The following is a 16027-nucleotide window of genomic DNA, read 5'->3' as shown; positions in this document are numbered from 1 at the left end:
TAATATACATCTTATATTCTTGATGACGAGGTAACTGCTATGGCTTTCCGTGACCAACCTTTAGGCGAGCTGGCGCTGAGCATCCCGCGCGCCTCCGCGCTGTTCCGTAAATACGATATGGATTACTGCTGCGGCGGCAAACAAACCCTGGATCGCGCGGCGGCGCGCAAAGCGCTGGACGTCGCGGCGATTGAAGCCGAACTGGCAAAACTGGCCGAGCAGCCGATCGAGCGCGACTGGCGCGCCGCGCCGTTCACCGACATCATCGACCACATCATCGTTCGCTATCATGATCGTCACCGTGAACAGCTGCCGGAACTGATCCTGCAGGCAACCAAGGTTGAACGCGTCCACGCCGATAAACCGAACGTGCCAAAAGGGCTAACTAAATACCTGACCATGCTGCACCAGGAGCTCTCCAGCCACATGATGAAAGAAGAGCAGATTCTGTTCCCGATGATCAAACAGGGGATGGGAACCCAGGCCGGTGGTCCTATCAGCGTGATGGAAAGCGAGCACGACGAGGCGGGCGAACTGTTGGAAGTCATCAAGCACATCACCCATAACGTGACACCGCCGCCGGAAGCCTGCACCACCTGGAAAGCGATGTACAACGGCATTAACGAGATGATTGACGACCTGATGGAGCACATCAGTCTGGAAAATAACGTGCTGTTCCCGCGTGCCCTCGCCGGAAAATCATAAAAAAAGGCGCCCGCAGGCGCCCTCTCGACATTGTCAGTTTATTGGCCACTCCGGGTGGCCTTTTTTATTTCGCCAGACGTTTTTTACCGGCAAACAGCCAGCCTGCGCCCAGCAGAACAAACCACAGCGGGGTGACCATCAGCGCCTCGCGGGTATCATCTTCCAGCGTCAACAGCACCAGTACGAAGACGAAGAAGGCCATGCACACCCAGCACATCACTTTACCCAGCGGCATCTTATAGATGGACTTCTCGTGCAGCTGCGGACGCTTTTTACGATAGACCAGGTAAGAGCAGAGGATAATGGTCCAGACGAACATGAACAGAATTGCCGACACCGTGGTGATCATGGTGAACGCGGCAATCACGCTCGGGTTGACCATCAACATCACCACGCCGCCCAGCAGGCACATGCAGGAGAAGGTTAAGCCCTTCGCCGGCACCGCACGTTTAGACAACTTGGCGAACATTTTCGGCGCCTGACCTTCCTGCGCCAGACCGAACAGCATACGGCTGGTGGAGAACACTCCACTGTTAGCGGAAGAGGCGGCGGAAGTCAGTACCACGAAGTTGATCAGGCTGGCGGCAGCCGGCAGGCCGACCAGAACAAACAGTTCAACGAAGGGGCTCTTGCTCGGCACGACGGAGCTCCACGGTGTCACCGACATAATCACAATCAGCGCGAAGACGTAGAACATAATGATACGTAGCGGAATGGAGTTGATAGCCCGCGGCAGCGATTTTTCCGGGTCCTTGGTTTCCGCCGCGGTGGTACCGACCAGCTCAATACCCACGAAGGCGAATACCGCTATCTGGAAACCGGCAAAGAAGCCGCTGAGGCCTTTCGGGAACCAGCCGCCGTCATTCCACAGATGCGCGAATGAGGCTTCAACGCCGGTCGGCGATTTAAAGTGCATCATCACCATCACCAGGCCGACCACGATCAGCGCCACGATGGCGACGATTTTGATCATCGCGAACCAGAACTCCATTTCGCCAAACATCTTCACGGTAGCGAGGTTCAGGCCCAGCAGCAGCAGGATAACCGCCAGCGAAGCGACCCAGTCAGAAAGTCCGGGGAACCAGAACTGCGCGTAGGCGGTGATGGCGACAACGTCCGCCATCCCGGTGACCACCCAGCAGAACCAGTAGGTCCAGCCGGTAAAATACCCCGCCCACGGCCCTAACAGGTCGGAGGCGAAATCACTGAATGATTTATATTCGAGGTTTGACAGCAGCAATTCGCCCATCGCGCGCATGACGAAGAACAGCATAAAACCGATGATCATATAAACAAAAATAATGGATGGCCCGGCGAGACTGATGGTCTTGCCGGAACCCATAAACAGCCCGGTGCCGATCGCCCCGCCGATAGCAATAAGCTGAATATGCCGGTTAGTGAGATTTCGCCGTAGCGATTGTTCAGTCGTCTCCTGCTCGTCGGCAACGACTTTGACCTGATCTACCATGTGATTTTCTTCCTGTTGTACCTGTCTGTGTTGTTCAGGCTCTGTTGGCCTGTCATTTGTCGCAACCCTGGCAAGAGGGTTTATCGATATTAGGTAAGAATCGGAGGGATGAATACTATGATTTAGATATAATGTTAATTTTATGTTTAAAGTGAGTGTTATATCACCAATGTAACGCGAAACAGCTCACAAAAATACACTCAACGAACTTATATGCAATATAAAATTCCAATAAATTTATAACTTAAGGATTTTGCACTGTTTTTGTTGGCTCCCTCCCCCTGACAGGAGAGGAAGCCCCTGGTGCTTAAATAATGTCCAGCAGCTCAACTTCGAAGATGAGGGTGCTGAATGGCGGGATAGAAGCACCCGCGCCGCGCTCGCCGTAAGCCAGGTTGTGCGGAATGGTCAGCTCCCATTTGGAACCCACCGGCATCAGGGTCAGCGCTTCGATCCAGCCGCCGATCACGCCGGTCACCGGGAATTCAGCCGGTTCGCCGCGGGCCACGGAACTATCAAATACGGTACCGTCGATAAGTTTGCCGGTGTAGTGAACGCGTACACGGTCGGTGCGCGCCGGGATCGGGCCTTCGCCCTGCGTCAAGACGCGGAACTGCAGGCCGGATTCAGTGCTGTTCACGCCTTCTTTTTCACGGTTTTCATCGAGGTATTTCTGGCCATCAGCGGCCATCGCCTGGAAGCGCTCGCGACGCACAGCGTCAGCGCGTTCATGGATTTCACGCAGCGCACGGTGTACCGCTTCAACCGGCACCTGTGGCTGATTACCTTCCAGCGCATCGGCAATGCCGGCAACCAGCGCTTCCGGCAGCAGCCCCTGCAGGCCGGATTCGCTCAGTTGTTGTCCAACCTGCAAGCCGATACCGTAACTTGCCTGCGCTTCGATAGTGTCAAAAGTCGGGGTTGCCATCTTTGTTCCTTTTTTGGGTGATAAACATCTGGAGAAAAGCGTTCGAAAGCATAACAGCCATAGAGGAATGGGTAAAACTTTGTCGGCGGATGATGACAAATCTCAGCGAAACAGAAACAATAGGCGATATCAGGTTAACCTCTACCTTCAGGACGTTAGCCGTCTATACTCATAAGCAGGATAAAAATATGCGGAGCAGGAGGAAAGCCATGCCCGGGCGCTTTGAACTGACATCTACCCTGGCGAAGATCTGGCACGCCCCGGATCAACTTCGTCTTATGGATCCGCTACCGCCCATGCATCGCCGCGGCATCATTGCCGGCTTCCTGCTGGTCATTATTGGTTTCCTGCTCCCTTCCGGCGATAACAGCACGCCGACTCAGGCCAGCCGCGAAGCCAGTCTCGATCTACAGTCCCAGTCTCAGCCGCAAGGTTCAGGCAATCAGGCCGTGCCGCTTCCGCCAATCACCAATACGCCGACGGTCAGCGATGCCGATCAGGTTGCGCCTGTGGCGCCTGAAGCTATTCAGGATGAACAGCCGGACCAGACGCAAACCGCTTCCTCTTCTCAGCCGTATCAACAACCGGCGCAGCAGCAGTCTGCTCCGGGCATTGAACAGCAATGGCGCACCTACCGGATTGAATCCGGTAAAACGCTGGCGCAGCTGTTCCGCGACCACGGTCTGCCAGCCACTGACGTCTACGCCATGGCGCAGGTCGAAGGCGCCGGCAAACCATTAAGCACCTTGCAGAGTGGACAGACGGTGCAAATTCGCCAGAACGCCAACGGCGTGGTCACCGGCCTCACTATTGATACCGGCAACGGCCAGCAGGTGCTGTTCACCCGCCAGTCGAACGGCAGCTTCGTGCGCGCGCGATAAACGCTTCGCTTAGGCCGGGTTGTACTCCCGGCCTAACGCGCCTGGCTTTTGTTCACCCAGCGGATCCCTACACACACCAGCACCAGCGCGATCGCGTACTTCCACTCAAAGATATTCTCGCCAAGAAAGATCGCTGACAGCACCGTTCCGGCCACCGGGATAACAAAATTAAACGGTGCAATCATACTGACGCGGTTGTGCTTGAGCAGCACGCTCCATAGCGCAAAAGCTATCGACGACAGCAGAGTTAAATAGCCAAGGATCATCGCTGCGGTCAGGCTGTGCATCCGTAGCTCCCCGCCGGTCAAATACCCGCCCGCTACCAGCACCAGACCGCCGAAGGCCAATTGCCAGCCGGTCATCACCGTTGGGTCGACGGTTTGCGAGATGCGTTTGCCGTAGAGCGTCGCCGCCGAGAGGATGAACGCCGCCAGCACAACAAATCCATCCCCCTGCCAGACAAAATTAAAATCGCCCAATGAGGTGTTGAAGTTCACCAACATCACGCCAATAAAGCCAAGCACGCAGCCGATCGTCTTGTTATAGCTGAGCCGGTCATTCTGGTAGATAAAATGCGCCAGCAGAACGCTGAAGAACGTTCCGGTGGCATTCATGATCGATCCCTTTACCCCGGTGGTAAATGCCAGGCCGACGTAGAAGAAGGCGTACTGGATAGCGGTCTGCGTTAGCCCCAGCATCGCCAGTTGCCCGCACTGGCGGCCATTGAGTCGGGCGATGGGTTTGCGCTGCGCCAGCGCAAACAGCAGCAACAATAAGCCCGCAAAGAGGAAGCGATAGCCGGCAAAAACAATTTTTGAGGGGACATCATCGGTGGCGATGTGCAGAAGTTCATAACCGCTTTTTATCGCGGGATAAGAACTGCCCCACAGCAGACAGCATAGCGTCGCGCAGACATAAGCTACTTTTTTATTAGCAAAAATCGAGGGGGTCGGAGAGGAAGCGTCCATTAACTTTACCGGAAATAAAATCGTGTTTTATTTTATCATCCAGAAAGTGGCGAGAATAGCTACCATACCAGATAAAAATCAGGCTGGCGCTAAAAAGCAAAACGCCGGCACAAGGCCGGCGCATCGACGTGAGTTGAGTAAAAAATTACTCAGCTACAACGTTAACAACCAGTTTAGCGAAGACTTCGCTGTGAACCTGGAAGTCTACTTCGTGCTCACCGGTGGTGCGCAGAACGCCGTTCGGCAGGCGAACTTCGCTCTTCGCAACGGCAACGCCAGCTGCAGAAACAGCGTCAGCGATGTCGCGAGTACCGATGGAACCGAACAGTTTACCTTCGTCGCCAGATTTGGACGCGATGGTAACGGTGCCCAGTGCGTTGATTGCTTCAGCACGTGCGTTAGCAGCGGCCAGAACGTCAGCCAGTTTGGCTTCCAGTTCAGCGCGGCGCGCTTCGAAGAACTCAACGTTTTTCTTGGTAGCTGGAACAGCTTTACCCTGTGGTACCAGGAAGTTACGAGCATAGCCCGCTTTAACGTTTACCTGATCACCCAGGCTACCCAGGTTTGCTACTTTATCAAGCAGAATAACTTGCATTACCTTATCCTCTCAAAGTCGTATTAATGGACCGTGACCGATTACTGATGACGATCAGTGTACGGCAGCAGGGACAGGTAGCGTGCGCGTTTGATAGCGCGAGCCAGCTGACGCTGATATTTTGCACGGGTACCGGTGATACGGCTTGGGACAATCTTACCGCTTTCGGTGATGTAGTTTTTCAGCGTAGCGATATCTTTATAGTCGATCTCTTGAACGCCTTCCGCGGTGAAACGGCAGAACTTGCGACGACGGAAATAACGTGCCATATGGCTAGTCTCCAGAATCTATCAATTCAATCTGCTCGGCATGCAGAACCATTTTACTCAAGCCGTTCTTTGCCTTATGGCAACTAATGAACCCTTGAACGGTGACTGCGCTACCGACCGTTATACTGTGAGTAATGGCCTGGTTCTCGTGTCCGCTAATAATAACGGGCATTTGGCACCACGCCTGCCGGTGAAAACCGGCTTCCTCCTGCACAGAACGATGCTCAAGCACGAACTGGCAATGAGGAATTCCTGACGGGCTGACCTTTCGAAGGGGCATCCTGCACACGGTGCCGGACAACACCAGACGGTTGGTCATCAGGATTACTCTTCAGAATCCCCAGCTTCAGAATCATCTGCGGTTTCGTTAGCGAAATCTTCACGACGCTCACGGCGCTCGTCTTTCGCTTTAACCATCGGAGATGCTTCGGTAACAGCGTGCTTAGTACGCATTACCATGCTGCGGATAACGGCGTCGTTGAAGCGGAAGTTAGTTTCCAGCTCATCGATCGCTTCCTGCGGCGCTTCAACGTTCAGCAGAACGTAGTGAGCTTTGTGCAGTTTGTTGATCGGATAAGCCAGCTGACGGCGGCCCCAGTCTTCCAGACGGTGGATCGTACCTTCTGCTGCAGTGATTGCACCAGTGTAACGTTCGATCATGCCCGGAACCTGTTCGCTCTGGTCAGGATGGACCATAAAAACGATTTCGTAATGACGCATCGAATTGCTCCTTACGGATTATTCAGCCTCCTGTCTGGGTCAGCCGCGGCCCATGGAGGCAAGGAACGTGTTAAAGGGCGGCTGAAAAATTGACGCGTCATTCTAATTGCGCCCCCCCAGGAACACAAGCGCATTTGCACAAATAATTCGCACTAAGCGCCAAGCTGGGCTAAGTGGGTGATTTAAAATTAACCAATAACGAACGCGGCATTTTTTTGAACAACTGCATCAGAAAAGGTCGCTATCAGGCGACGCGCCAGCGATTACAATTTAATCAATAGCCAGACACCAGCAAGAGGAGTCCAGCGTTTTACCCGTACTGTCAGTAAGGAGCGTTCTATGAAAAGCATTATCATCGCCGTAATGGCTGCGCTACTCCTTAGCGCCAACGCGCTGGCAGCCATCAAAATCGATGGGCGTCAGGCTCGCAACATGGATGATGTGCAGAGTCTGGGCGTAATCTATATCAACCATAATATGGCTAGCGAACAAGAGGCCGACCAGGCCCTGAACCAGGAAAGCGATGCCCTGGGAGCGAAGTACTTCCAGCCAATCCTGATTCACGAACCGCAGAGCAATGGCCTTATTCATGCCAGCGCCGCTATTTACCGCTAACCCAGGTCGATGCTTCGCCTCTCCCCATGAGGGGCGAAGCGAAAGCCTACGTAAACGCAATTGAGAATTATTTTCCAAACTGACTTACCAGCGTCATCGCAACCTGATTTAATCATCAATTCACCGTTTGTTAATCAGGAGTGATTGATGGTCCCGCGTTTCGCGACGTTAGGTCGCATCCCTAAAGGAGTTTGGGTACTCGGCGGCGTCAGCCTGTTAATGGATGTCTCGTCAGAGATGATCCACAGCCTGCTACCGTTGTTTATGGCCACCACGCTCGGCGCCAGCGTCATTATCATCGGTCTTATCGAAGGGCTGGCCGAAGCCACCGCCTTAATTCTCAAAGTCTTCTCCGGCGTTATTAGCGACTACGTTGGCAAACGCAAAGGGCTGGCGCTGCTTGGCTACGGGCTGGGGGCGATCAGCAAGCCGCTGTTTGCCCTCGCGCCGAGCGCCGGGGTGGTATTTAGCGCCCGCATGATCGACCGCGTCGGAAAAGGTATCCGCGGAGCGCCGCGCGATGCGCTGGTCGCCGACGTAACGCCGCCGGAGATCCGTGGCGCGGCCTACGGGCTACGTCAGGCACTGGATACCGTCGGCGCCTTTCTCGGCCCGCTGCTGGCGGTGCTGCTGATGTTCATCTGGGCCAACGATTTTCACGCTATCTTCTGGGTGGCGGTCATTCCCGCCGTACTATCCATTGCTCTACTGGGCTTTGGCCTGCAGGAGCCGAAATCCGCCATCGCGCACAAACGTAGCAATCCGCTGAAGCGCGAAAACCTGAAAAAGCTCTCCGCCGCCTACTGGTGGGTGGTGGCGATCGGCAGTATCTTCACCCTCGCCCGCTTCAGCGAAGCTTTTTTGGTGCTGCGCGCCCAGCAGATGGAGATCCCGCTGTTTACTATTCCGCTGGTCATGGTCGCGATGAACCTGGTCTACAGCCTCACGGCTTACCCGTTCGGTAAGCTCTCTGACAGCATGAGTCACAGTAAACTGCTGCAATGGGGGCTGCTGGTGCTGATCCTCGCCGATATCGTGCTGGCGCTCAGCGGCCACTGGAGCACGCTGCTGATCGGCGTCGCGCTGTGGGGGATTCACATGGGGATGACTCAAGGCCTACTGGCGGCCATGGTTGCGCATACCGCGCCGCCGGAACTACGCGGTACGGCATTCGGCATGTTTAACCTGATGAGCGGCCTGGCGCTGCTGCTGGCCAGTACCGGCGCAGGGGTACTGTGGGAAACCTTCGGCGCAGCCTCGACGTTTTACGCCGGCGCGATGATTTGCGTGGTCACGCTCATCGGCATGCGCTGTATGCCATCGGCCTATCGTCAGGGTTAAAAACGGCTCCGGGGCCAGACCAGTTGCTTCACCCTGAGGTGAAAGCCCCGGAGCGCGTAGCTTACTTCTGCCCGTAGTAGGCGTCAGGCCCGTGTTTACGCAGAAAATGTTTCTCCATTAGCCAGCCGTCGATGGGCTGTAGCTGCGGATTAATCCCGCGGGCGATCCACGCCATTCGCGCCACTTCTTCCATCACCACCGCATTGTGCACCGCCTCGTGGGCATCTTTCCCCCAGGAAAAGGGTCCGTGCTGATAGACCACAATCCCTGGCGTATGTAACGGGTTAGCCTCGCCCAGCGTTTCGATAATCACCTTCCCGGTGTTCAGCTCATAGGCCTCTTCCACCTCCTGTGCGCTGAGCGCCCGGGTGCAGGGGATATCACCGAAGAAGTAGTCCGCGTGGGTGGTACCGAGCGCCGGGATTGCCAGCCCCGCCTGCGCCCAGGCGGTAGCGTGCGTCGAGTGGGTATGCACCACCCCGCCAAGGCCGGAATAACGGCGGTATAACGCAAGGTGGGTAGCGGTATCAGAAGAGGGACGCCAGCGCCCCTCCACCACGTTGCCCTGCAAATCGACCACCACCATATCATCGACGGTCATAGACTCGTAGGCTACGCCGCTGGGCTTAATCACCACCAGCCCACGCTGCCGGTCGATTGCACTGACGTTGCCCCAGGTAAAGGTCACCAGCCCGTAGCGCGGCAGATCCATATTAGCTGCAAATACCTGCTGTTTAAGCTGCTGCATTATGCCGCCTCCGTCAGGCCTGCGCGGGCCATCCGCGCCTTCACCCAGTCACGAGCCTTTGCGACTTCCGCCGCCGGGTCATCGGTGGTTTCGCTCCACATTTCAATCAGATACGGACCGCAGTAGCCTGTCTGCTTGAGCGTTTCGAAGCAACGTTCAAAATCGACGACCCCTTCACCAAACGGCACGTTTTTGAAGACGCCGGGCTTCGTATCTTTGACGTGTACCGCCACGATATGCCCCATGCCGGCCTGCAATTCCATCTGTACGTCGTTATCCCACGCCGACAGATTGCCAATATCCGGATAAAGCTGGAACCACGGATTATTCAGGTAGTGAGCATAGCCCAACGCCTTACTGATCGAGTTCATCAGCGGATAGTCCATGATTTCCATCGCCAGCGTCACCTGGGCCCGGCTGGCCATCCCGACGCTCTCTTTCAGGCCTTCGCGAAAACGGCGTCGCGTTTCATCATTCGCCTGCTGATAATAAACATCGTAGCCCGCCAGTTGGATCACCCGAATCCCCACATCCTGCGCCAGCTGGATGGCTTTACGCATGATGTCCAGTCCCTGATTACGCACCGCGTCATCTTCGCTGCCGAGCGGAAAACGACGATGGGCGCTAAGGCACATCGATGGTACCCGGACGCCGGTTTCGGCTACCGCCTTGACCAGCGCCAGGCGCTGCTCCTGGCTCCAGTCCAGCCGGGCGAGACGAGCATCGGTTTCATCAAGCGACATTTCGACAAAGTCAAAACCGAGGGTTTTCGCGAGCTGTAACCGCTCCAGCCAGCACTCCCCGCCGGGGAGCGCTTTTTCATAGATACCGAGCGGAATGTGTTTCGACAACATAGCCGCTCCTTAACCCCACAGCTGGGCGATAGAGCGTTTAAACTGGCGAGCCGCTTCCACCGGCGAGGCGGCATCGCGGATACTGCGCCCGGCAATAAAGACGTGAATAGGAATACCGGCGAACAGCGGCAGGTCTTCCAGCGCCAGCCCACCGGTCACGGTGACTTTGAAGCCCATATCGGAAAGGCGCTTAATCGCGCTGATATCCGCCTCGCTCCACACCACGCCCGCGGCCTGCGCGTCGCGGCTGCGGTGATAGACCACCTGCTGAATGCCCGCGTCGCGCCACGCCTGCGCCTGCTCCCAGGTCCAGAAACCGGTCAGTTCAATTTGCACGTCGCCGTTGAACTCTTTGGCGACATCCAGCGCCCCTTTGGCGGTGTTGATATCGGCGCAGCAGATCACGGTCACCCAGTCGGCGTTGGCTTCAAAGCACATCCGCGACAGGATTTTTCCGGCATCGGCGATTTTGGCATCCGCCAGTACGATTTTATGCGGGTACAGCGCTTTCAGATCGCGCACCGCGCGCACCCCTTCGCCGACGCAGAGAATCGTGCCCACTTCAATGATATCCACCTCTTCGGCGATCAGGCGGGTGGTCTCATAGGCGTGAGACAGGGTTTGGTTATCCAGCGCAACCTGCAACATTGGTAACTGAGACATCGTATCAACTCCCTCTTAAACAGCCGCCGCAGTGGCGTTTTCAATTAAATCCAACACTTCCTGCTCGGTGCGGCAGGCGCGTAAACGGTCGAAATTGGCTTCGTCATCAAACAGGTTAACGATCTGCATGATGCCCACCTCCTGGTGGGTGGTAGCGTCAACTGCCGCCATGGTGATCAGAATGTCGACCGGGTCGTTATCTTCGTGATTGAAAATCAGCGGTTTTTTGAGCGTCACCAGCGCAAAGCCGGTTTTCTTAACGCCCTCTTCCGGACGGCCGTGCGGCATCGCCAGCCCCGGCGCGATAACAAAATAGGGACCATGCTGCGCGACGCCATCGAGGATCGCCTGGTAGTAACGCGGTTCCACTACGTCGGCGGCCACCAGCAGATCGACACCGATTTTCACCGCCTCCTGCCAGCTTTCCGCCTCCGCCTGCAGGCGTATGGAGTGGTTCTGCGCCAGAGAATCATGAAGTTTCATGGCGGCTCCTTATTTCACGTCCTGCGGGAAGTGGGCTTTGATCACTTCAAGCAGTTTTGGGCCGAAATCCGCAGGCGACAGCATGTTGCGCACGCCAACCACGTATTTATTGCCAGTAACGGTGATTTCGCCTGCGATGTGGGTCGAGGCAATAATGATATCCGCGCCGTTTAGCTCGCTTTTATACTCACCTACCGCGCAGCTGTTCACCGTGTGGTCGATGTTTGATTGCGTCAGGAACTGGTCCACCTTCATTTTCATGATCATGGAACTACCTTGCCCGTTGCCACACACAGCCAGAATACGTACGGTCATAATCAGAACTCCTTATTGAGCAGAGGCTTCTGCCAGTTGTTTTTCCGCATCTTCCTCGGCGCGCAGCGCGCGGCCGGCGAAGAACATATAAGCCAGTGAAATCAGAATAATGACGGCCATAAACGCCAGCCCTATCGAGGCGAAGCCCTGCATCATCGGCGGCGCCAGGATTGACCAATCCGCCATGCCCATCCAGGCGCTCATCCCGGTCAGCTTCACCGCCCATACGCAGCCGAAGATTTCAATCATGCCCATCACCAGACAGATCTTGAGCGCCGCGCGCCAGCCGCCGAAGTGATTAGCAAAAACGCCAATCGTCGCGTTAGAGAAGAACATTGGGATAAAGCCCGGGATGATCAGAATGGAGGAGCCAATGCCGACGAGAATACCAACGGCAATCAGTTGACCGATGGTGCCCCACATAAAGCCCCAGACCACGGCATTCGGCGCGAAGCTATAGATAGCGGCGCAGTCAATCGCCAGCACGGCGCCGGGAATCAGGCGCTGAGAGATGCCGTTGAAGGCTTCGGACAGCTCGGCGACGAACATGCGCACGCCCTGGGTAATGATGAAAATGGCCACGGCGAAGGAGAAACCAGTCTGCAGGATATAGACCGTCCAGTGGGTTTTGCCCGCCATCGCCTGTACAACATCGATACCAAACGAGAGCAGAATGGCGCCAAAGAAAATGGTCATCACAATCGCGGTAGAGACGATGTTGTCGTGGAAGATATTGAGCCAGCCCGGCAGCTTGAGGTCTTCGACGCTCTCCTCTTTTTTCCCCAGATACGGCGCCACTTTATAGGCAATCCACGAGGCAAACTGCTGTTGGTGGCCGATAGAGAAGCCGCAGCCGTCGGTAACCAGTTGAGTCGGCTTGAACATCATGTTGGAGGTGATACCCCAGTACAGGGAGACCAGCACCGCGGTGCAGATAATGGTCGTCCACATGGAGTAGCCGAAGATGAAGAAAGAGACCGCAATCAGCCCCGCCTGCTGAAACATGATATGGCCAGTCAGCATGATAGTGCGGATGCCGGTAATGCGGCGCAGCAGGACGTAACAGATGTTTAGCGCCAGCGCCAACAGCACCGCATACCCCACCCAGCTGTAGGCCTCGCCCATCCGGTCGATGGTCGCCATCATTGAGGCGTAGGTATCGGAAATCGCGCCATTGATGCCATAAACCTCTGACATTTTCGCCACCACCGGCTTAAAGGTGCTGGTAAGAATGCCGGAGCCGGCTTGTAACAGCATGAAACCAATGATGGTTTTGATCGTGCCTTTGATAATCACGCTGACGCTTTTACGCAACAAGATATAGCCAAGGCAGGTCACGATACCCAGCAGCAGCGGGGCATTAGTCATTACCTGATTAAAGAAGACGGTAAAGATGTTGTAGAGGATCTCCATAACACACTCCAGAAGAGGAAGGCTTAGAACGCGCATGACGCTCAGCAGTTGTCGTCGCCCTCACTCTAATAATCAAAAACAATCACAACAAGATTGAATTTGATTAAATGTGACGCATCACGCAAATAATCATATTTTTTATGGGTGTATTCTCTCCCACGTCACGCGATAACCAAACAAACCACTAATATCAACAATATACATACATGCCCGATATTAAATTCAGGGGTTTTCAGCGCGTTAGTGCTACGATATCACCGCATTTCATCGAAAATAGCCGATTGCATTCCTGAAAAAACAGTGCCAGTATCAATCAAAACAAATCACCAATTGATTACTTTTGAAATAAAAGAGGAAGAGATCGATGAGTAAAGTGCAAACCATCACCCGTGAATCCTGGATTTTGAGCACTTTCCCGGAATGGGGCAGCTGGCTGAATGAAGAGATCGAACAAGAGCAGGTTGCGCCGGGCACCTTTGCCATGTGGTGGCTGGGATGCACCGGTATTTGGCTAAAATCGGAAGGCGGCGCTAATATTTGCGTCGATTTCTGGTGCGGCACCGGTAAGCAGAGCCACGCTAATCCGCTGATGAAAACCGGCCACCAGATGCAGCGCATGGCCGGAGTGAAAAAACTGCAGCCGAACCTGCGCACTACGCCATTCGTGCTCGATCCTTTCGCCATCCGTCAAATTGACGCCGTGCTGGCGACGCACGATCACAACGATCATATCGACGTTAACGTCGCCGCCGCAGTGATGCAAAACTGCGCCGCCGATGTGCCGTTTATTGGACCAAAAACCTGCGTTGACCTGTGGATTGGCTGGGGCGTGCCGGCAGAACGCTGCATCGTCATGAAGCCGGGCGATGTGGTGAAGATCAAAGACATTGAGATCCACGCGCTCGACGCATTCGATCGTACGGCCCTCATTACCCTGCCTGCCGATCAAAAAGCCGCCGGCGTGCTGCCGGACGGCATGGACCAGCGCGCGGTCAACTATCTGTTCAAAACGCCGGGCGGCAACCTGTACCACAGCGGCGACTCCCACTACTCCAACTACTATGCGAAGCACGGTAACGACCATCAGATTGACGTCGCCCTCGGTTCCTACGGGGAAAACCCGCGCGGCATCACCGACAAAATGACCAGCGCCGATATCCTGCGCATGGCGGAATCGCTAAATGCCAAAGTGGTTATCCCGTTCCATCACGATATCTGGTCCAACTTCCAGGCGGACCCGCAAGAGATCCGCGTGCTGTGGGAAATGAAAAAAGATCGTCTGAAATACGGCTTCAAGCCGTTTATCTGGCAGGTCGGCGGTAAATTTACCTGGCCGCTGGATAAAGACAATTTCGAGTACCACTACCCACGCGGGTTCGACGACTGCTTTACCATTGAGCCGGACCTGCCGTTCAAATCCTTCTTGTAAGCGTATCCCGGCGGGCACGCCCGCCGGAATTCCCTTTCCGCATTAGTATTTAGCGTTAATTTCAAATATCATCTTTGCTTGTCACTTTTAATCGGATTCGCTCATGACTGAAGCGCAAAGACATCAAATTTTACTGGATTTGCTGGCGCAAACGGGATTCGTCACCGTTGAACAGGTAATCTCCCGCCTCGGCATCTCTCCGGCGACGGCAAGACGCGATATCAATAAGCTTGATGAAAACGGCAAGCTGAAAAAAGTCCGTAATGGCGCGGAAGCCATCAGCGAACAGCGTCCGCGTTGGTCGCCAATGAACATTCATCAGGCGCAAAACCACGATGAGAAAGTGCGGATTGCCCGCGCCGCCTCGCAGCTGGTTTCTCCGGGCGAAAGCATCGTTATCAACTGCGGCTCCACCGCCTTCCTGCTTGGCCGTGAATTATGCGGCAAACCGGTGCAGATCATCACCAACTACCTGCCGCTGGCTAACTATCTGATTGACCAGGAGCATGACAGCGTGATCATTATGGGGGGGCAATATAACCACAGCCACTTCATCACCCTCAGCCCGCAAGGTAGCGAAAACAGCCTGTATGCCGGGCACTGGATGTTCACCAGCGGCAAAGGGTTGACCGCCGAGGGATTGTACAAAACCGATATGTTGACCGCGATGGCCGAACAGAAAATGCTGAATGTCGTCGGCAAGCTGGCGGTACTGGTCGATAGCAGTAAAGTCGGCGAACGCGCCGGGATGCTATTCAGCCAGGCCAGCCAAATCGACCTGGTCATTACCGGCAAGCAGGCCGATGAAGCGATCCTCAAGCAGCTTGAGGATCAGGGCGTGCAGGTTATCCGCGTTTAAAGGTGCTGTAAAAAAAAGGCGGTGGTCGCGTCCAGCGCTTCCGGGGTAATGCGGTGACGCACGCCCTTTTGCCAGTGGCAGGTCAGGTTAGTTGCCAGGCCGCTCTGCGTTAACGCCTGCTGCAGGCGGAAAGTTTCGCCTGGCGGAACCACGTCATCGGCATCGCCGTGCCACAGCAACAGCGGCTTATTCGCCAGCGCCGACAGTTGATGAGTGACGTCCCACTCCGCCAGGCTTGCCGTATCGAATCCGGGTGACGGAAACAACGTCTGTGCGAGGGTACTGAAATAGCCCGAGCCCATCAGACAGGCCACGCATTTAAGCTCAGAATGATGAGTCATGATGCCGAGCGCGGTCATGCCGCCCATTGACGCGCCGGCCACCGCCAGCCGCCCGTCCTCCAGCCAACCTTCAGCGATAATTGCTTCTCGCAGTGCGGGAAACTCAAAAAAATTTTGTCGCAGGATCGGCCAAAAGCGCTGCATTCGCCCGGCATCATCGCCGTGAAAACGCGCGCCGTGTTCGGCGGCATCAGGCATAACCACCCGGAAACCGGCTTCGGCCAGCGCGACGGCAAAGTAGCTGTAGACCAGCTTGGAAGAGGTAAAACCGTGATAAAAGACGATAACCGGCAGAGGTTTATCCGCCATCCCAGCCGGACAGGCGTGGATCGCTTCACCGCCTGCTAGATTGCGCATTTCGAGTGTAATCAACTATCGTCTCCTTCTTTATAGTGGCACGACGTTGCGCACCAAAACATTCGCCAAAGCTTT

General features: G+C 55.3%; 20 protein-coding genes. 6 read left to right on the top strand and 14 right to left on the bottom strand.

The genetic code is table 11. The features are described 5' to 3' along the window. The first annotated feature begins 39 nt into the window (after positions 1-39). Positions 40-705 carry an iron-sulfur cluster repair protein YtfE gene (gene ytfE / locus PGR29_RS22040; protein ID WP_213317443.1) on the top strand — a complete coding sequence of 222 codons (666 nt, stop codon included), beginning with the start codon at positions 40-42 and terminating at the stop codon, positions 703-705. Between the two features lie 64 nt (positions 706-769). Here the strand turns inward: ytfE and cycA are convergent, their stop codons facing one another. Together cycA and fklB are read right to left on the bottom strand one after the other, a co-directional pair. After that, positions 770-2173 carry a D-serine/D-alanine/glycine transporter gene (cycA, locus tag PGR29_RS22035; RefSeq protein ID WP_015368603.1) on the bottom strand — a complete coding sequence of 468 codons (1404 nt, stop codon included), beginning with the start codon at positions 2171-2173 and terminating at the stop codon, positions 770-772. A gap of 307 nt (positions 2174-2480) precedes the next feature. Continuing rightward, positions 2481-3101: an FKBP-type peptidyl-prolyl cis-trans isomerase gene (gene fklB / locus PGR29_RS22030; protein WP_002886687.1), complete on the bottom strand. Its 621-nt coding sequence runs from the start codon at positions 3099-3101 to the stop codon at positions 2481-2483. A gap of 209 nt (positions 3102-3310) precedes the next feature. On the opposite strand from fklB, the gene PGR29_RS22025 reads away from it, so the two are divergent. Next, positions 3311-3982, top strand: coding sequence for a LysM-like peptidoglycan-binding domain-containing protein (locus tag PGR29_RS22025; protein WP_316425307.1), 672 nt, complete (start codon positions 3311-3313; stop codon positions 3980-3982). Positions 3983-4014: 32 nt separating this feature from the next. Here the strand turns inward: PGR29_RS22025 and PGR29_RS22020 are convergent, their stop codons facing one another. From PGR29_RS22020 to rpsF, 5 genes are all read right to left on the bottom strand, one after another. Further along, entirely contained in the window at positions 4015-4950 is a 936-nt protein-coding gene (locus tag PGR29_RS22020; RefSeq protein WP_316425306.1) for a DMT family transporter, read from the bottom strand. 145 nt (positions 4951-5095) lie between these two features. Beyond that, positions 5096-5545 (bottom strand): 50S ribosomal protein L9, encoded by a 450-nt coding sequence (gene rplI / locus PGR29_RS22015; RefSeq protein ID WP_015368607.1) that lies wholly within the window; start codon positions 5543-5545, stop codon positions 5096-5098. A gap of 41 nt (positions 5546-5586) precedes the next feature. Then, the gene (gene rpsR / locus PGR29_RS22010) at positions 5587-5814 is read right to left on the bottom strand and encodes a 30S ribosomal protein S18 (protein WP_000135199.1); all 228 of its coding nucleotides are present in this window, start codon (positions 5812-5814) and stop codon (positions 5587-5589) included. A gap of 4 nt (positions 5815-5818) precedes the next feature. Next, positions 5819-6133, bottom strand: coding sequence for a primosomal replication protein N (gene priB / locus PGR29_RS22005; RefSeq protein ID WP_015704181.1), 315 nt, complete (start codon positions 6131-6133; stop codon positions 5819-5821). 5 nt (positions 6134-6138) lie between these two features. After that, positions 6139-6534 carry a 30S ribosomal protein S6 gene (gene rpsF / locus PGR29_RS22000; protein WP_004098001.1) on the bottom strand — a complete coding sequence of 132 codons (396 nt, stop codon included), beginning with the start codon at positions 6532-6534 and terminating at the stop codon, positions 6139-6141. 339 nt (positions 6535-6873) lie between these two features. Here rpsF and PGR29_RS21995 point away from each other — a divergent pair, with 339 nt between their 5' ends. Together PGR29_RS21995 and PGR29_RS21990 are read left to right on the top strand one after the other, a co-directional pair. After that, entirely contained in the window at positions 6874-7149 is a 276-nt protein-coding gene (locus tag PGR29_RS21995) for a DUF1471 domain-containing protein (RefSeq protein ID WP_020079809.1), read from the top strand. 147 nt (positions 7150-7296) lie between these two features. Continuing rightward, positions 7297-8490, top strand: coding sequence for an MFS transporter (locus PGR29_RS21990; RefSeq protein WP_213794671.1), 1194 nt, complete (start codon positions 7297-7299; stop codon positions 8488-8490). A 61-nt stretch (positions 8491-8551) separates the two neighbouring features. On the opposite strand, the gene PGR29_RS21985 is transcribed toward PGR29_RS21990, so the two are convergent. The 6 genes from PGR29_RS21985 to ulaA are packed head-to-tail and all read right to left on the bottom strand — an operon-like array spanning position 8552 to position 12966. Continuing rightward, positions 8552-9238, bottom strand: coding sequence for an L-ribulose-5-phosphate 4-epimerase (locus tag PGR29_RS21985; RefSeq protein WP_087858300.1), 687 nt, complete (start codon positions 9236-9238; stop codon positions 8552-8554). Further along, positions 9238-10092, bottom strand: a complete 855-nt coding sequence (locus PGR29_RS21980) for an L-ribulose-5-phosphate 3-epimerase (RefSeq protein ID WP_113374751.1) — start codon at positions 10090-10092, stop codon at positions 9238-9240. Before PGR29_RS21980 ends, PGR29_RS21985 begins: the two co-directional genes overlap by 1 nt. Before the next feature lie 9 nt (positions 10093-10101). Further along, the gene (gene ulaD / locus PGR29_RS21975; RefSeq protein WP_316425305.1) at positions 10102-10755 is read right to left on the bottom strand and encodes a 3-keto-L-gulonate-6-phosphate decarboxylase UlaD; all 654 of its coding nucleotides are present in this window, start codon (positions 10753-10755) and stop codon (positions 10102-10104) included. A 15-nt stretch (positions 10756-10770) separates the two neighbouring features. Continuing rightward, the gene (gene ulaC, locus PGR29_RS21970) at positions 10771-11238 is read right to left on the bottom strand and encodes a PTS ascorbate transporter subunit IIA (protein ID WP_015368614.1); all 468 of its coding nucleotides are present in this window, start codon (positions 11236-11238) and stop codon (positions 10771-10773) included. A 9-nt stretch (positions 11239-11247) separates the two neighbouring features. After that, positions 11248-11553, bottom strand: coding sequence for a PTS ascorbate transporter subunit IIB (gene ulaB / locus PGR29_RS21965; RefSeq protein ID WP_001577590.1), 306 nt, complete (start codon positions 11551-11553; stop codon positions 11248-11250). 12 nt (positions 11554-11565) lie between these two features. Beyond that, on the bottom strand, positions 11566-12966 hold the full coding sequence (gene ulaA, locus PGR29_RS21960; protein ID WP_045379663.1) for a PTS ascorbate transporter subunit IIC: 1401 nt from the start codon (positions 12964-12966) through the stop codon (positions 11566-11568). Positions 12967-13330: 364 nt separating this feature from the next. On the opposite strand from ulaA, the gene ulaG reads away from it, so the two are divergent. Continuing rightward, positions 13331-14395, top strand: coding sequence for an L-ascorbate 6-phosphate lactonase (gene ulaG, locus PGR29_RS21955; RefSeq protein WP_113374750.1), 1065 nt, complete (start codon positions 13331-13333; stop codon positions 14393-14395). 103 nt (positions 14396-14498) lie between these two features. After that, entirely contained in the window at positions 14499-15254 is a 756-nt protein-coding gene (gene ulaR, locus PGR29_RS21950) for an HTH-type transcriptional regulator UlaR (protein ID WP_087858296.1), read from the top strand. On the opposite strand, the gene yjfP is transcribed toward ulaR, so the two are convergent. After that, positions 15251-15967 carry an esterase gene (gene yjfP / locus PGR29_RS21945; RefSeq protein WP_316425304.1) on the bottom strand — a complete coding sequence of 239 codons (717 nt, stop codon included), beginning with the start codon at positions 15965-15967 and terminating at the stop codon, positions 15251-15253. The two genes, ulaR and yjfP, sit on opposite strands and share 4 nt — an antisense overlap. Positions 15968-16027 lie beyond the last annotated feature (60 nt).

Source organism: Klebsiella sp. 141203 (assembly GCF_032601985.1).
Classification (GTDB): Bacteria; Pseudomonadota; Gammaproteobacteria; order Enterobacterales; family Enterobacteriaceae; genus Klebsiella; species Klebsiella aerogenes.
This window is presented reverse-complemented; position numbering and strand designations above follow the sequence as displayed.